Annotated in this window: 12 protein-coding genes; 7 read left to right on the forward strand and 5 right to left on the reverse strand. The window is 34.7% G+C overall.

Features of this window, described 5'->3' with window-relative positions; genetic code table 11:
• Positions 1–29: 29 nt before the first annotated feature.
• The 7 genes from hppD (at position 30) to MYRA21_RS06605 (ending at position 10,016) form a co-directional block, all read left to right on the forward strand.
• Entirely contained in the window at positions 30–1,190 is a 1,161-nt protein-coding gene (gene hppD, locus MYRA21_RS06575; protein WP_006257753.1) for a 4-hydroxyphenylpyruvate dioxygenase, read from the forward strand.
• 258 nt (positions 1,191–1,448) lie between these two features.
• Entirely contained in the window at positions 1,449–2,228 is a 780-nt protein-coding gene (locus MYRA21_RS06580; protein ID WP_006257752.1) for a DUF3108 domain-containing protein, read from the forward strand.
• A 15-nt stretch (positions 2,229–2,243) separates the two neighbouring features.
• Complete coding sequence (locus MYRA21_RS06585; RefSeq protein WP_006257751.1) at positions 2,244–3,164, forward strand: tryptophan 2,3-dioxygenase family protein; 921 nt, start codon at positions 2,244–2,246, stop codon at positions 3,162–3,164.
• 39 nt (positions 3,165–3,203) lie between these two features.
• Entirely contained in the window at positions 3,204–4,445 is a 1,242-nt protein-coding gene (locus tag MYRA21_RS06590) for a peptidoglycan DD-metalloendopeptidase family protein (RefSeq protein ID WP_006257750.1), read from the forward strand.
• A gap of 19 nt (positions 4,446–4,464) precedes the next feature.
• Positions 4,465–6,090: a glucose-6-phosphate isomerase gene (gene pgi / locus MYRA21_RS06595; RefSeq protein ID WP_006257749.1), complete on the forward strand. Its 1,626-nt coding sequence runs from the start codon at positions 4,465–4,467 to the stop codon at positions 6,088–6,090.
• A gap of 53 nt (positions 6,091–6,143) precedes the next feature.
• Positions 6,144–8,972, forward strand: a complete 2,829-nt coding sequence (locus MYRA21_RS06600) for a carboxypeptidase-like regulatory domain-containing protein (RefSeq protein WP_006257748.1) — start codon at positions 6,144–6,146, stop codon at positions 8,970–8,972.
• A gap of 93 nt (positions 8,973–9,065) precedes the next feature.
• A complete protein-coding gene (locus MYRA21_RS06605) occupies positions 9,066–10,016 on the forward strand; it encodes an aldo/keto reductase (RefSeq protein WP_006257747.1) in 951 nt (316 codons plus the stop codon).
• Between the two features lie 76 nt (positions 10,017–10,092).
• Here MYRA21_RS06605 and metG read toward each other — a convergent pair whose 3' ends face one another.
• From metG to MYRA21_RS06630, 5 genes are all read right to left on the reverse strand, one after another.
• Positions 10,093–12,153, reverse strand: coding sequence for a methionine--tRNA ligase (gene metG / locus MYRA21_RS06610; protein WP_006257745.1), 2,061 nt, complete (start codon positions 12,151–12,153; stop codon positions 10,093–10,095).
• A 190-nt stretch (positions 12,154–12,343) separates the two neighbouring features.
• On the reverse strand, positions 12,344–12,592 hold the full coding sequence (locus tag MYRA21_RS06615; protein WP_006257743.1) for a hypothetical protein: 249 nt from the start codon (positions 12,590–12,592) through the stop codon (positions 12,344–12,346).
• Positions 12,593–12,623: 31 nt separating this feature from the next.
• Positions 12,624–13,094 (reverse strand): hypothetical protein, encoded by a 471-nt coding sequence (locus tag MYRA21_RS06620; protein WP_006257742.1) that lies wholly within the window; start codon positions 13,092–13,094, stop codon positions 12,624–12,626.
• A gap of 5 nt (positions 13,095–13,099) precedes the next feature.
• Positions 13,100–13,663 carry a hypothetical protein gene (locus MYRA21_RS06625; protein ID WP_006257741.1) on the reverse strand — a complete coding sequence of 188 codons (564 nt, stop codon included), beginning with the start codon at positions 13,661–13,663 and terminating at the stop codon, positions 13,100–13,102.
• 146 nt (positions 13,664–13,809) lie between these two features.
• Positions 13,810–15,252: a DUF5074 domain-containing protein gene (locus MYRA21_RS06630; protein ID WP_006257740.1), complete on the reverse strand. Its 1,443-nt coding sequence runs from the start codon at positions 15,250–15,252 to the stop codon at positions 13,810–13,812.
• Positions 15,253–15,346: the final 94 nt, after the last annotated feature.

A 15,346-nucleotide genomic window follows, 5' to 3' on the forward strand; every position in this document is an offset into this window, starting at 1 on the left:
ATCAAACAACAACCTAAAAACTATATATTATGAGTAAAGAAGTAAAGTCAGTTGAATTTGGCTTAGAAAAAATATTTGAAGGAGCGCAAGATTTCTTGCCTCTATTAGGAACAGATTACGTAGAATTTATTGTAGGAAATGCTAAGCAGGCGGCTCATTTTTATAAAACAGCTTTTGGTTTTCAATCTTTGGCGTATGCCGGATTAGAGACAGGAGTAAGAGATAGAGCGTCTTACGTGTTGGTACAGGATAAAATAAGAATAGTATTGACTACACCTTTAACGGCAGAGTCAGAATTTAATAACCATATCGTACAACATGGTGATGGTGTAAAAGTGGTGGCGTTATGGGTAGAAGATGCTCGAAAAGCGTATGAAGAAACAACGAGTCGTGGTGCAAAGTCATTTATGGCACCTACTGTAGAGAAAGATGAGTTCGGTGAAGTAGTGCGTGCAGGTATCTATACGTATGGTGAGACAGTACATATGTTCGTAGAACGCAAGAATTATACAGGTACATTCTTACCAGGATTTAAAAAATGGGAAAGTGATTATAATCCTACTCCTGTTGGGTTAAAATACGTAGATCACATGGTAGGTAATGTGGGATGGAATGAGATGAATACTTGGGTAAAGTGGTATGAAGATGTGATGGGATTCGTTAACTTCTTATCTTTTGATGATAAACAAATCAATACGGAGTATTCTGCCTTAATGAGTAAGGTAATGTCTAATGGTAATGGGCGTATTAAATTCCCTATTAATGAGCCTGCAGAAGGAGCGAAAAGATCACAAGTAGAAGAGTATTTAGACTTCTATAATGGTCCTGGAGTACAACATATCGCTGTAGCTACCGATGATATCATTAAGACTGTAGCTGCGATGAAAGATAGAGGAGTTGAGTTTTTATCTGCTCCACCACAAGCATATTATGATATGATACCTGCTCGACTAGGGGTACATATGGATATGATGAAGGAGGATATTAAAGAACTTCAGAAGCTCGGTATCATGATTGACGCAGATGAAGAAGGATATTTATTACAGATATTTACGAAGCCTGTAGAGGATAGACCGACTTTATTCTTCGAAATTATTCAGAGAATGGGAGCAAGAGGATTTGGTGCAGGTAACTTTAAAGCCTTATTTGAGTCAATAGAGCGTGAACAAGAGAAAAGAGGAACACTTTAAGATTCAGTTAATTAAATATTAAAACAGGTCTTTTGGAGACTTGTTTAGTTAAATAAAAGTTAAAAACCAATTAGGGTGGTAATAGTCCGTAAAAAGCTATACATTTGCACTCGCAAAAATAAGGTCGTCATAAGCTTTATTTGAGTGTAATAAATTTTTCATAATTTATAGTTTTTTGGTTGGTTAATAGCATAAAAACTCAGTCATTTCTTTGGCTGGGTTTTTTTGTTTGCTATTTTTGAATAAAAAACAACCAATATGAAAAAGAATCTTCTAATATTACTTGTGTGTGTGTTTACCACAAGTATTCTGTACTCACAATCTTCTGTGAAGGCTTTTGATAAAGGTGAATTCCTGAAATTTAGAATTAGTTATGGGTTATTAAATGCTGGTATAGCTACTTTGCGTTTGACAGATACTGTCCAGAATGGCGTCCCTGTTTACCATGCTAAAGGAATTGGTTATACTACAGGTGTGCCTAAGATGTTTTTTAAAGTATATGATAACTACGAGAGTTATTTTGAAAAGAAAGAGGTAATTCCTCATCGTTTTATTCGAAAAATAGATGAAGGTGGCTATACAAAGGACCAAGAAGGGTGGTTTAACTACAAGAATATGAAAGTCACTGTAAAGGATTATGAGAAGAAGACAGAGAAGCAATATACAGTTACTAAAAGCGTGCAAGATATCGTATCTTCCTTTTACTATTTGCGTAAATATCCTGGGTTAAATGATCTTAAAGTAGGTGAGTCTGTAGAGATAGATATGTTCTTCGATGGAGAAATATTTAAATTTAAATTAAAATATCTAGGAGAGGAAGTTTTAAAGACAAATTTTGGTAAATTGAAAACTTTAAAGTTTCGTCCTTATGTGATGGCAGGCCGTGTGTTTAAAGAGAAGGAAAGTTTGACAGTTTGGGTAAGTGCAGATGCTAATAAAGTGCCAGTACGTATCAAAGCCAGCCTTGCAGTAGGTTCTCTAAAAGCTGATTTAGAGGAGTATAAGAATTTAGTGACGAAGCTAGAGTTCGTAAAATAATTAGTTAATAAAAGTATGATCGATAAAAAATTCTCTGAGGTAGTGGATCGCTTTAATGATTTAGGAATTAAGGCAGAAACTCAAATAGAAGGCATGTTGTATGCTAAACCTATTACGTATTGGGATTATATCCAAACTGATGCATTGCTAAATCTCCAGACTCAGAGAACCGTCTTGCCCGATGAGATGGTGTTTATTATGTATCATCAAGTGAATGAGCTATTATTTAAAATGATATTGTGGGAGCTGAATCAGGTAAGTGAGTGTAATGATGAGAGCTTAACGGTAGAGTTTTTTAAAGAACGGCTAGCTAGAATAAGTCGTTATTTTGATATGCTTACGTCTTCGTTTACGATTATGAAAGATGGTATGGAGGTAGAGCAGTATTTGAAATTTAGAAATACTCTAGCTCCTGCAAGTGGATTTCAGAGTAGTCAGTATCGATTAATTGAGTTTGGTTGTACAGATTGGATTAATTTAATCGATAAGAGATTTGTAAATGATTTACCACAAAATATTTCTGAAAAAGAGGCGTTAGAATATATGTATTGGCAGGCAGCAGGTAAAGACTATAAGACAGGAGAGAAATCATATCTATTGAAAGAGTTTGAAAATAGATATTGTGAAACTTTTGTTAAAGCCATGAAAGATTATGAAAAAACAAATTTATGGCAGAAATTTGTGAAATTACCCCTAGAAGCCAAATCAGATAAGGGGTTGATAGAAGCGATGCGTCATTTTGATAAAACAGTTAATGTTGTATGGGTAATGGGGCATTATGAAGCTGCACTTAAGTATCTTGAAAGTAATCCAGGAGAAACAAAAGAAGCTACTGGAGGAAGCGATTGGAAAAAGTATATGTTGCCACAATATCAGAAGCGCATATTCTTTCCAGAGTTATGGAGTGAGGAAGAAAAAGCGAATTGGGGGAAATAGTAAAGGAGAAGAAGTTGAAAATAAAGATATTTTAGAGTTTTGAAGCAATTTATTTATAGTGTACTAATCGCTACAGCACTTATCTCATGTAAAAAAACGGAAGAGGTTACTATAGAAGCCCAACCAGAAAAGGAGCATGTAGAAGAGATTGTAGGAGAATTATATGGTTTTGATTTAAAAGATTACGTTTTAGTAGAAGATACTATTCGAAGTGGAGATAATATTGGGAAGATCTTCGGGAATAATAATATTGGTTCTACTGAAGTTCATAATATAGTTACGCAAGTAAAAGATACATTCAATGTACGTAATATTCGCGTTGGTCAACCTTATGCTTTGGTTAAGTATAGAAAGGATCAAGAGAAGTTAGCTGCATTTATCTATCATCCTAATATATCTGGATATCAGGTTATCGATTTGCGTGACTCGATTAGTGCTTACACAATTACTTATCCAGTAACTATTAAGCGTAGAACAGTTGCTTCAGAAATAGAAGGATCGCTTTCATTAAGTTTAAGTAAAGAAGGTGTAGATCAATCTCTAGCGACTAAAATGTCACAGATCTTTGCATGGTCTATTGACTTCTTTAAATTACAACCAGAAGACAGATTTGCTTTTACAATAGAGGAAAAGTATATTAATGATACTATTTATTTAGGAGTGTCTAAGATAGATGCTGCTTACTTTAGATATCGTGGGAAGGATTTGTATTCTTTTCCTTATAAAAGACAAGATTCTAAAGCTACTGAATATTTTGATGAAGAGGGACGACCAATGAAGAGTATGTTCTTAAAGGCTCCTTTGAAGTTCTTTAGAATTACTTCAAAATATTCAAAAAATCGTTTTCACCCTGTACAGAAGAAATGGAAGTCTCATAATGGAACAGATTATGCAGCTCCTACAGGAACGCCAATCATGACTACTGCATCTGGTGTAGTAGAAAGAGCTGGATATACAGCAGGAAATGGTAACTTTGTAAAAGTAAAACACAATGGTACATATTCTACTCAATATTTACATATGTCTAAAATACTTGTAAAAGTAGGACAAAGGGTAGATCAGGGACAGACAATAGGACTTGTAGGGAGTACTGGCTTAGCGACTGGACCACACGTGTGTTATCGCTTTTGGAAGAATGGAGTACAGGTCGATCCTTTGAATCAGTCTTTACCTAATTCTGTTCCGATGGAGAAGAAAGAATTACCAGCATTTAAAGAATATATTACACCACTTAAAGCTGAATTAGACAAGGCATTAAACGAAAAATTTAAAGGAGAATAAAAGTTAGTTAGTTGTAGAGATGTTAGAGAGTATAAATCCTTCTGGAACTTTAGCTTGGAAGAAGCTTAGGGAGCATTACGGTCAAATGGAGTTTGTTCAGATGCAAAAATTGTTTGCTGAGGATCCTGAAAGAGCTAATAAAATGAATATTCAGTGGGAAGATTTCTTGCTAGATTATTCAAAAAATAAGATTACAGAGGAAACAATAAATATATTGTTAGAGCTTGCTAATGAATTGAATCTAAAAGAAGCAATTCAAGCAATGTATAAAGGAGATATTATTAATGCAACTGAGAAAAGAGCTGTATTGCATACGGCCTTAAGAGATTTGTCTCCTAATTCTTCTGTTCTTGTTCATGGAGAGAACGTTCTAACAGAGATACAAGATACTCGCAAACGAATTAAAGAATTTACTGCTAAGGTATTAAATGGTTCTTATACTTCTCATTCAGGTAAGAAATTTACCGATGTTATTAATGTAGGTATAGGGGGGTCAGACTTAGGTCCTAAAATGGTAGTACATGCATTAGCTAACTATCGTACTGAATTAGGAATGCATTATATTTCTAATGTTGATGATGATTATTTACAATCAGTATTAAATAAACTTAATCCTGAGACTACTTTAGTTCTTATTGTTTCTAAGACATTTACTACTCAAGAGACAATAGAGAATGCAAAGAAGATTAAATCTTGGTTAGAAGGTCATCTTGGAACTATTGATTTGAGTGCTCATTATGTAGGTGTTTCTGTAGCGATAGAAGAGGCGATGAGCTTTGGAGTAAAACGAGAGAACATATATCCTATGTGGGATTTTGTTGGAGGACGATTTTCTCTGTGGAGTGCTGTTGGAATTTCTATTGCTTTGGCTGTGGGATATGATCACTTTGAAGAACTTCTAGAAGGAGCTCATGCTATGGATAAGCATTTTAAAGAAGCTGAGTTTAAGGAGAATTTACCTGTACTGATGGCTCTTCTAAGTGTGTGGTATAATAACTTTTATGGATATGAGACAGAAGCTGTCGTTCCTTATAGTCAGTTACTTGGCAAGTTACCTGCTCACTTACAGCAGATGATTATGGAGAGTAATGGTAAAAATAAGGATAGAAGTGGAGCACCAGTCAATTATCAAACAGGTACACTAATATGGGGAGAAGTAGGAGTTTCTGCTCAGCATGCTTTCTTTCAGCTATTTCACCAAGGTACTAAGGTAATCCCTATTGACTTTATTGGTTTTGTAAACCCTCATTTCAAGGAGAGTACTAATCACGATATATTGATGTCTAACTTCTTTGGTCAAAGCGAAGCTTTGTTAAACGGAAAGATAGGGGAAGAGTATGAAAGTGATGGAGGACCTTTTTTAAGTAACTTTAGAGAGTTTTGTGGTAATAAACCATCAAATACAATTTTAATTGACAAATTAACTCCTAAAAGTTTAGGTGAGTTAATCGCACTATATGAACATAAGACGTTCGTTCAAGGGGTAATTTGGAATATTTATAGCTTCGATCAGTTCGGTGTAGAGTACGGAAAGATTTTGGCAAAGAATATACAAAATGAAATTAAATCTAAAAATATATGTGAACATGATAGTTCAACTGCTTTTTTATTGCGTTATTTTGTAAAAAATAGAGTTGTAGAATAAGTCTAAATAGTGATAAAACGTTAATTTTAATGTTTTGGTAACATTGAGTATGGATGTTTTTGTACATTTGTTGCGAAAATAATTTTATCACTTACACTTACAAAATGAAAAACTTGAAGAACTGGATGCTGATGATGGTAATGGTATTTACCTCAGTATCTGCACTTTCACAAAACAAAATTACTGGTGTTGTTATAGATGGTGAATTCCAATCGGGATTACCTGGAGCGGCAATCATAGTAAAAGGAACTCTGAACGGCGCATCATCTGATATGGATGGTAAGTTCGAACTGAATGTTTCTGAGGATAAAGGAGAAGTTGTTATCTCTTTTATTGGATATCAGTCTAAGACTGTAGCTTTCAAAGTTGGCGCTGATAAGAAAGTAGATCTTGGGACTGTAGTACTTGCTGCTGACCAAAATATGTTAGATGACATCGTTATTATGGGTGTTGCTGACGTAGCAAAAGATCGTAAAACTCCAGTAGCTGTTTCTACAATTAAAGCTGCTGAAATTCAAGAAAAACTTGGTTCTCAAGAGTTTCCTGAAATTTTAAACACAACTCCATCTGTGTATGCTTCTAAAGGTGGTGGAGGTTATGGAGATTCTAATATCAATATTCGTGGATTTGATCAAAAGAACATTGCTGTGTTAATTAACGGTATGCCTGTTAATGATATGGAAGGTGGTTCTGTGTACTGGTCAAATTGGGCTGGTTTATCAGATGTTACATCTGCTATGCAAGTGCAACGAGGATTAGGATCATCTAAATTAGCTATCTCTTCTGTGGGAGGGACAATTAACGTATTAACACGTACTTCTGATGCTAGAGAAGGAGGGTCTATTTCTGCGGGAGTAGGTAATAATGATTACTTTAAAGGACTTGCTTCTTACAATACTGGGGTATTAGAGAATGGGCTTTCTGCTTCTATTTTATTAGGATACACTAGAGGTAATGGTTATGTTGAAGGTACTGGATTTGAAGGAGTAAATTATTATTTAGGATTAGGGTATAAATCTAAAGATAGTCGTCATAATTTACAGTTTACTTTTACTGGAGCTAAACAAGATCACGATCAACGTAGTACTTCTATGTCAATCGAAAATATTAAGAAGTATAATAACGGAGAATTAAATAAGAGATATAATCCTGATACAGGATTCTATAATGGTGAGAGATTTAATTTTAAATCTAATTACTATAACAAACCAGTTATGTCTTTGAACTATGATTTCAATATTAACGAGACATGGACATTTGGTACTGTAGTTTATGCTTCATGGGGACGTGGAGGAGGAACCGGTACAATTGGTGGTGGACCAAGTGGATACAGAGACTTTGGTACTGAAGTAAGAGATGCAAATGGACATATGAGATTTGATGATATTGCAGCTTGGAATAGAGGAGAGACAGTAGCTGATTGGAAGCATCCTAATAATATTGCTAGCGAAGATGGTAAATATTATGTGGATACAAATTATAAAAATGCTGGAGACGGTGGATGGGCTAGAAGATCTAGTATTAACTCACATGACTGGTATGGAACAGTTATGAATATGAATGCAAAAGTTAATGATAATTGGACTGTTGACTTTGGTTTAGATGCTCGTATTTATAAAGGTTATCACTACCAGTTATTAGATAACTTAATGGGGGCTGATGGTTTTGTTGTTAATAACAATAAAAATTATACTGGCTCTTATGTTGTGAGTCAAACTTATGATGCTAAAGCTTCAATGAATCCTTGGGTTGATTGGAACGGAAGAGAAAAAGTAGGATACCACAATGATGGAAATGTTAAGTGGTTAGGAGGATTTGGACAAGTTGAGTATTCAAAAGATAATCTATCAGTATTCGTTCAAGGAGCTATTTCTAATCAATGGATGCAAAGAGTTGATTACTTTAACCATACTGCTGATTCTGGTGAACAGAAGACATCTTGGGAAAGTATCTTAGGAGGAAATGTTAAAGGGGGAGTAAACTATAATATTAATGAAAATCACAATGTGTTTTTCAACACAGGATATTATTCAAGACAGCCATTTATGAATAATGGAGTTTTCTTAAACAATTCAAATACAATTAATCCAAGTAGTACAAACGAAAAGATTTTTGGACTTGAGGCAGGTTATGGTTTCAGAAGTGAGAAGTTTAGAGCAAACGTTAACGTTTATAGAACTTCTTGGGATGACAGAGTGTTAAGAGCATCTACTAGATATACATCAGGAGGTAAAGAGAATAATGCTACTGCTACATTAAGTGGAATTGAGCAAATTCATACAGGAGTAGAGATGGATTTCTTATATAATCCAATTGATAGATTAAATATTACTGGGTCTTTCTCTTGGGGAGATTGGAAATATGCATCTAATGTATCTGGTATCTACTACGATGAAGAAAATAATACACCTATCTATAATACACCAGGCGATCCAAACTCTGGATTCAAAACGCAGACTTTATACATTGATGGAGCAAAAGTAGGTGGAGCACCACAGTTCATTATTAACTTAGGGGCTAATTACGAAATTGCTAAGGGACTTAAAATCGATGCTAATTATAGATACAATGATAATTTCTATGGATCTTTAGCAATTGATAAAGCTGATGCAGAAGGTAAGAGTGGATCTATGAAACTTCCTGCATTTAATTTATTTGATGCTGGTCTTTCTTATAGATTACCTGTTGGTAAAGAAAAAACAAATTCTGTTACTATGCGTGTTAACGTGAATAACGTATTTGATACAACTTATATATCTTCGGCAAGAACTAACTATGAAGCTAGACCAGGTGAAGCAACTTGGAAAGGCGTTAGCGAGAAGAACGAGGTTTTATTAGGTGCGGGTAGAACATGGAACTTTACATTACGTTATAACTTCTAATAAGTTATCACAAAATATATACAAAAAAGGAGATCATTTATGGTCTCCTTTTTTTATTGCTTAACTTTAGGGGTATAATAAAAATGTAAAATTATGGCAAAATATAAATTTGGAAAGTCGGAGTTATATGTTCCAGCTTTGTCTTTCGGAGGTAATGTGTTTGGATGGACTTTAGATGAGAAAGAATCATTTAAGATGTTAGATGAGTTATATTACAATGGACTAACTTTTATAGATACAGCTAATAACTATTCTCATTGGGCGCCAGGTAATGTAGGTGGTGAATCTGAAGCAATAATAGGGAAGTGGTTTAAAGAAAGTAAGAAGCGTCACGATATCGTTCTTTCTACTAAGGTAGGTGGTACTATGGGAGATGGAACAAAAGGACTTAAGAAAGGATATATTGAAGGATGTGTAGATGCTTCATTGAAGAGGTTGAATACAGATTATATTGATTTATATTTCTCTCACTATGATGACTTAGAGACTTCACAAGAAGAAACGATGGAGACTTTTAATAGTTTAGTTAAGGCTGGTAAAGTAAGATATTTAGGAGCGTCTAATCTAGAGGTTGAACGCATTGAATCAAGTAATGCTATTGCACGAGAAAAGGGATGGGCAGAGTATATCGCTATACAGCCCCTTTATAACCTTTATGATAGAGAGAAGTATGAGCATGAATATTTGCCCTTGGTAGAAGAAGAAAAACTTGCTGTAATGAGCTATTTTGCATTAGCAAGTGGTTTCTTAAGTGGAAAGTATAGAAACTTAGATGATATAGAAGGTAGTTCTAGAAAGGATATGGTGAAAGGGTATATTAATGAGAGGGGAATGCGTATTATAGATCAACTAGAGATATTAGCAAAACAGCACAATGCCACTATTGCAGAGATTGCTATAGCATGGCAAGTACACAAACCGTCTATTAGTACTCCTATCGTTAGTGCTACATCGAGCTCTCAGTTAAAAAGTTTGATCCGTTCTACTGAGATAAAGTTATCAGTAGAAGAGATAGCTCTATTAGATAAAGAGAGTGAATATTAATAGACAGAAAATTCAAAATAAATAAAAAGGCAGACTCTTTTAAAAGTCTGCCTTTTTGTTATTGTAAAAGCTCTGATTAATTAATCGTAGCTCCGTTTTTTACATTTTGTTCGTCTGGATTCACGAATACTAACTTGCCATCTTGGTCTTCAGTCATTAGTATCATACCTTGACTCTCCACCCCTCTTAGAGCACGAGGAGCAAGGTTAGCTAATACCGTCACTCTCTTACCGATGATATCCTCAGGTTTGAAGTGTTCAGCAATACCTGATACGATAGTACGCACATCCATACCAGTATCTACTTTTAATACCAATAGCTTATTTGCTTTTGGCATTTTCTCAGCTTCTACGATAGTCCCTACACGTAAGTCTAACTTAGCGAAGTCTTCATATACAGCTGTTTCTTTTTGTGGCTCTACTACTTTTGCAGCAGCAGCATTTTCTTTTTTAGAAGCTTCTAGACGATCCAATTGTTTTTGCACCTCTTCATCTTCTATCTTAGCGAATAATAGTTCAGCTTGTCCGATAGTGTGTCCTGCAGGTAATAATACTTTATCTTCAGCGATAGTACTCCATTGGATAGGGGTATCTATTTTTAGAATAGATTTCAGTTTGTTAGCAGTGAATGGTAAGAATGGTTCAGCTAAAGTACTTAATGCAGCAGCTATTTGTAAGGCTACATACATCTGTGTTTTTACTCTTTCAGGGTTCTCCTTGATTAGTTTCCAAGGTTCCTCATCAGCTAAGTACTTATTCCCTAGACGAGCTACATTCATCATCTCTGATAATGCCTCTCTGAATCTATAGCGCTCTACAGAACTTTCGATTACACTTGGATATGCTCTTAACTCAGTTAATGTTGCGATATCAACTTCAGAGAACTCATTTGGTTGAGGCACTACACCTTCGTAATATTTATTAGTCAATACTACCACACGGTTAATAAAGTTACCGAAGATAGCTACTAACTCATTGTTATTTCTAGCTTGGAAGTCTTTCCAAGTAAAGTCGTTGTCTTTTGTCTCAGGAGCGTTAGAAGTCAAAGCATAACGCAATACATCTTGTTTACCAGGGAAATCTTCTAAGTACTCGTGTAACCATACTGCCCAGTTTTTAGACGTAGATAGTTTATTACCTTCTAAGTTTAAGAACTCATTAGCAGGTACGTTATCAGGTAAGATATAGCTTCCTTCTGCTTTTAACATCGCAGGGAATATCACACAGTGGAATACAATATTATCCTTACCGATGAAGTGTACTAACTTAGTATCATCAGACTTCCAATATGGTTCCCAGTCTTTACCTTCTCTCTGAGCCCATTCTTTAGTAGATGAGATGTATCCGATAGGAGCATCAAACCATACATACAGAACTTTTCCTTCAGCACCTTCTACAGGTACAGGGATACCCCAGTCTAAGTCACGCGTTACAGCACGAGGCTTTAGCCCATCCTCTAGCCAAGACTTAACTTGTCCATATACATTAGGTTTCCAGTCATTTTTATGACCTTCTAAGATCCACTCACGTAAGAATGTATCATATTGGTCTAATGGTAAGAACCAATGTTTAGTTGACTTTAAGATTGGTTTAGTCCCAGTGATAGTAGACTTAGGATTGATTAAATCTGTTGCGTTTAATGAAGTACCACATTTTTCACATTGGTCTCCATAGGCTTCTTCATTACCACATTTAGGACAAGTACCTGTTACGAAACGGTCAGCTAAGAACTGATCAGCTTTCTCATCGTATAATTGTTCTGTAACTTCTTCTATAAATTTACCTTCGTTGTATAACTTCTTGAAGAATTCAGAAGCTGTCTGATGGTGAATAGAAGATGAAGTACGAGAGTAATTGTCTAAAGAGATACCGAAGTCCATAAAAGATTGCTTGATAATACCATTGTATTTATCAATTACTTGTTGAGGAGTAATTCCCTCTTTTTTAGCTTTCATAGAAATAGCTACTCCGTGCTCATCACTTCCACATATAAACGCTACGTCCTTTCCTTGCAAACGCAAGAATCTTGCATAAATATCAGCAGGTACATATACACCAGCTAAGTGCCCGATATGGATAGGTCCATTCGTATAAGGCAATGCTGCTGTAATAGTATATCTTTTAGGTTCTTGTATCATATATCAATTACTGTTAATATCAAACGAATTTAATAAGAATGCAAAAATAAACAATAGTAACGGATTACGACTATTTATTTTTGAGCTTAATTCGCGATAGGTTATCTATTGTTGAATTTAAATTAAAAAGACCTTAGAACTAGTCAAATAATTCTAAGGCCTTACTAATTTATCAAATGAAGAAAGCTTTTTACTCCTGAGCTTTCTGTTCTTGAATATTTTTTTTCATACTCTCATCCATTTTGAAACTTCCATTAGTAGCAGAAGAACTATTCTCTCCAGTGCCGTGCATAGGTATAGCCATTGTACCATTGTCATCATTTGTTTTCGTAGTAGAAGACTTTATTGATGTTGATTCGGCAGGAGTAGTGGCTTTGTTTTCTTTGCAGCCTACAGTCATGATTGCCATAGCAGCCATTAGTATAATGTGTTTATTCATGGTGTGAGTAGTATTGTTGTTTTTATATAATCTAATCTATTTTGGGTTGAATGTCAGATTGATCTAATTCAGTTGTTGATAAAGGTAAAGCTTTTCTTTTACCTTTTAAACAAAAGAAGAATAGACAACTGAAGATCCAGTTAAACCAAAACATATAACCTCCTAGATGGAAGTAAAACTTCATGTGCTTGTGCGAAGTTCTCGTAAAGTCGATATACGTATAGTAAGCGCCTATAACTCCTATGATAAGTAAAACTACTGTAACGATATTAGCAATTGGTCTTGAAGAGAAATACTTAAATAGAGCTAAGATAATAATTAGCGCTACCTGAATACCAAATATAATTAATGCAGTCTTCCAAGGTGTTTTAAATACAGTGTATTGTTTATACATTAGCGAAATACCTACTCTTCCTAAGAAAGACATCTTAGAGATAAGTACAGCAGATATTATCGCTAGACTAAGTTGTATAAATACTAAAATAGTAATATTCTTTCCCATTATTTCTAGTTAATAGACCATCCGTTTTCTTCACTATAGCGAAGCTTGTACTTCTTAGTAATAAACTTGGTATTCGGGTTTTTATCTTTTGAGAACACGATAAAAGGAGTATACTGTTTTGATAGCATGACAGAGGCAGTAGCAGATTTCTTACTTCTGTTATTCAGTTGTAGATTATTGCTTTTATCTAATGTATATTCTATTGTTTTGACAGTTATCTTATCACTTTTTTGATTGATCACATAAGGGTGTGCTTTCTCAGTTAGCTTCACCGTTACATTCCAGATAGAGTCTTTAGACAACCATTTTTTCTTAGCAGACTCATTCTCAAATTCTATATAACCTTCTTTTTCCAATACTTTGTATTGATTGATCTGAAGGCTGTCTTTTTTCTTTCTAAATTTCTTAGTTCCTAGTTGAATTGTTGTACTCTCAAACTCAGGTTTGTCTTCTAAGTGAGCTTCTATAGTATCAAGAGCTTTAGAAGAAGTAATATCCTTATTGTTACAACTACTCAATAATATCACTAAAAATAGTGATAATGAAGTAAGTATTGTTCTTGTTTTCATAGCTTAAATTTTAACCAAAAGTACAAAAAAAGAGATTATATGGATAACTATTTTAAAAATGTTTGTCGTTTGAATATTAGGTGTTTAGGTGTAATGAAAGAGGTCGCTGTATAGCGACCTCTAGTTTATTTATGCTTAAGTAATATTTAGTTTCTTACCCAGATTTCAACATCTTTTTGAAGTTTCTTTCCATTAGAACTAACCTTCATATTCATTGATGTTTTTCCTGTTTTTTCATTTGTTTTGATGACTAATTCATCTCCTTCTATAGTAGCATAGCCAAACTCATTTTCTAAGTTCTTTACAGACTTTTCGATTAAGTTATATGGGCTATCTTGATCTACTACGATATCTTTAAGCGCTACTCTGAATTCTTTGTTTGGTTTTAATACTATTTGGTTCACTAAGATTTCTGGAGCATTATTATCTTGGAAGAAAGGTACAGAAGGGAACCAAAAATAACCATTAACGTCATTATAAGAAGAAGATTCTTGATTTCCACCTTCCATGAAGGCTTGACCTTTTAGAGCACCTGTATTAGATACTATTCTAGTCCAGTTATAACTTCCATTACTCCCCCATCCTGGTCTTTTTATTAATAATACTAAATCATCTTTGATAGGGTCTACTCTAAGTCCAGCAGCATAGAACTCTAGATTATTCCCCATATCATCTTGACCTAGTTCATAGAATTCACTGTTTAACTCGCCTGTTTTGGTATCGAATTTAGCTATCTTGTTTCCACCATTCCAAGCTCCGTCATTTGCTATCCAATAGATAGCATCTTCTTTCATACTTGGAGACATAGAACCAGGATTCCATGCCCCCCATTTACCTTGGATTGGAGCAGCTGCAATATTATAAGCTTTAGTGTCCTGTGTGTCTTTAGGGTTGATACGTTCTATTTCACTGCCTTTACCTGCCCATACGATACCATTTTTGTCTAAGGTTACTTGTGTATATCCACCTGCCTTTGTATCGATTACAGTATCCGTATCCGTATTGATGATTGTTAAGCCTTTACCTTGTACTACCGCATATACTTTACCATCTACATAGACCATATTACCCGTCATTGAGGTAACACCTGCTACATTACCACTAATCACCTTGTCATTGGTATTTAGAATAACGATTCCGTTAGTCGTAGCGATGTATGCTTTATGATCTGAAATTCCTACGAAAGAGTTCGCTTCAACACCAGGTATCTCTTTTATAGTTTTTACTTCCTTAAAGTCCTTATCTGTGATTACTAATTTATTTTCTTGTTTAGAGATAATGTAATAATTCTCACCGAACGCTACCCCCATTGTAGTTGTTGCTCCTAAAGTACTGCCATTATTAGCCTCTCTATATATTCTATATTTTCTATTTAAACCATAGTCTAAGAAATTCACACTTCCCTTATCTGTTCCAAACCAGTCTTCATTAGCGATATAGAAACCACTAGGTTGTATCAGAGGAGTAGGTACAGAAGGCGGGATGATTCTAAAGCCATCTTCATTTTGATTATTATCGTCAGAGCTACAAGCAAAGGTTAATGCCAGAAGCGAAAAAACTAGTGAGCGAGTCAAAATTTTTTTAGTCATAGTAGTTTAATTGTTTTTTATGTTATCTACAAAAATAAGGCTTCATCCATGCGAACAAAGACTTTTTGTTTTCTTTTTTTAAAGAACACCTATA

Source organism: Myroides sp. A21 (assembly GCF_000807225.1).
Lineage (GTDB): Bacteria > Bacteroidota > Bacteroidia > Flavobacteriales > Flavobacteriaceae > Flavobacterium > Flavobacterium odoratimimum.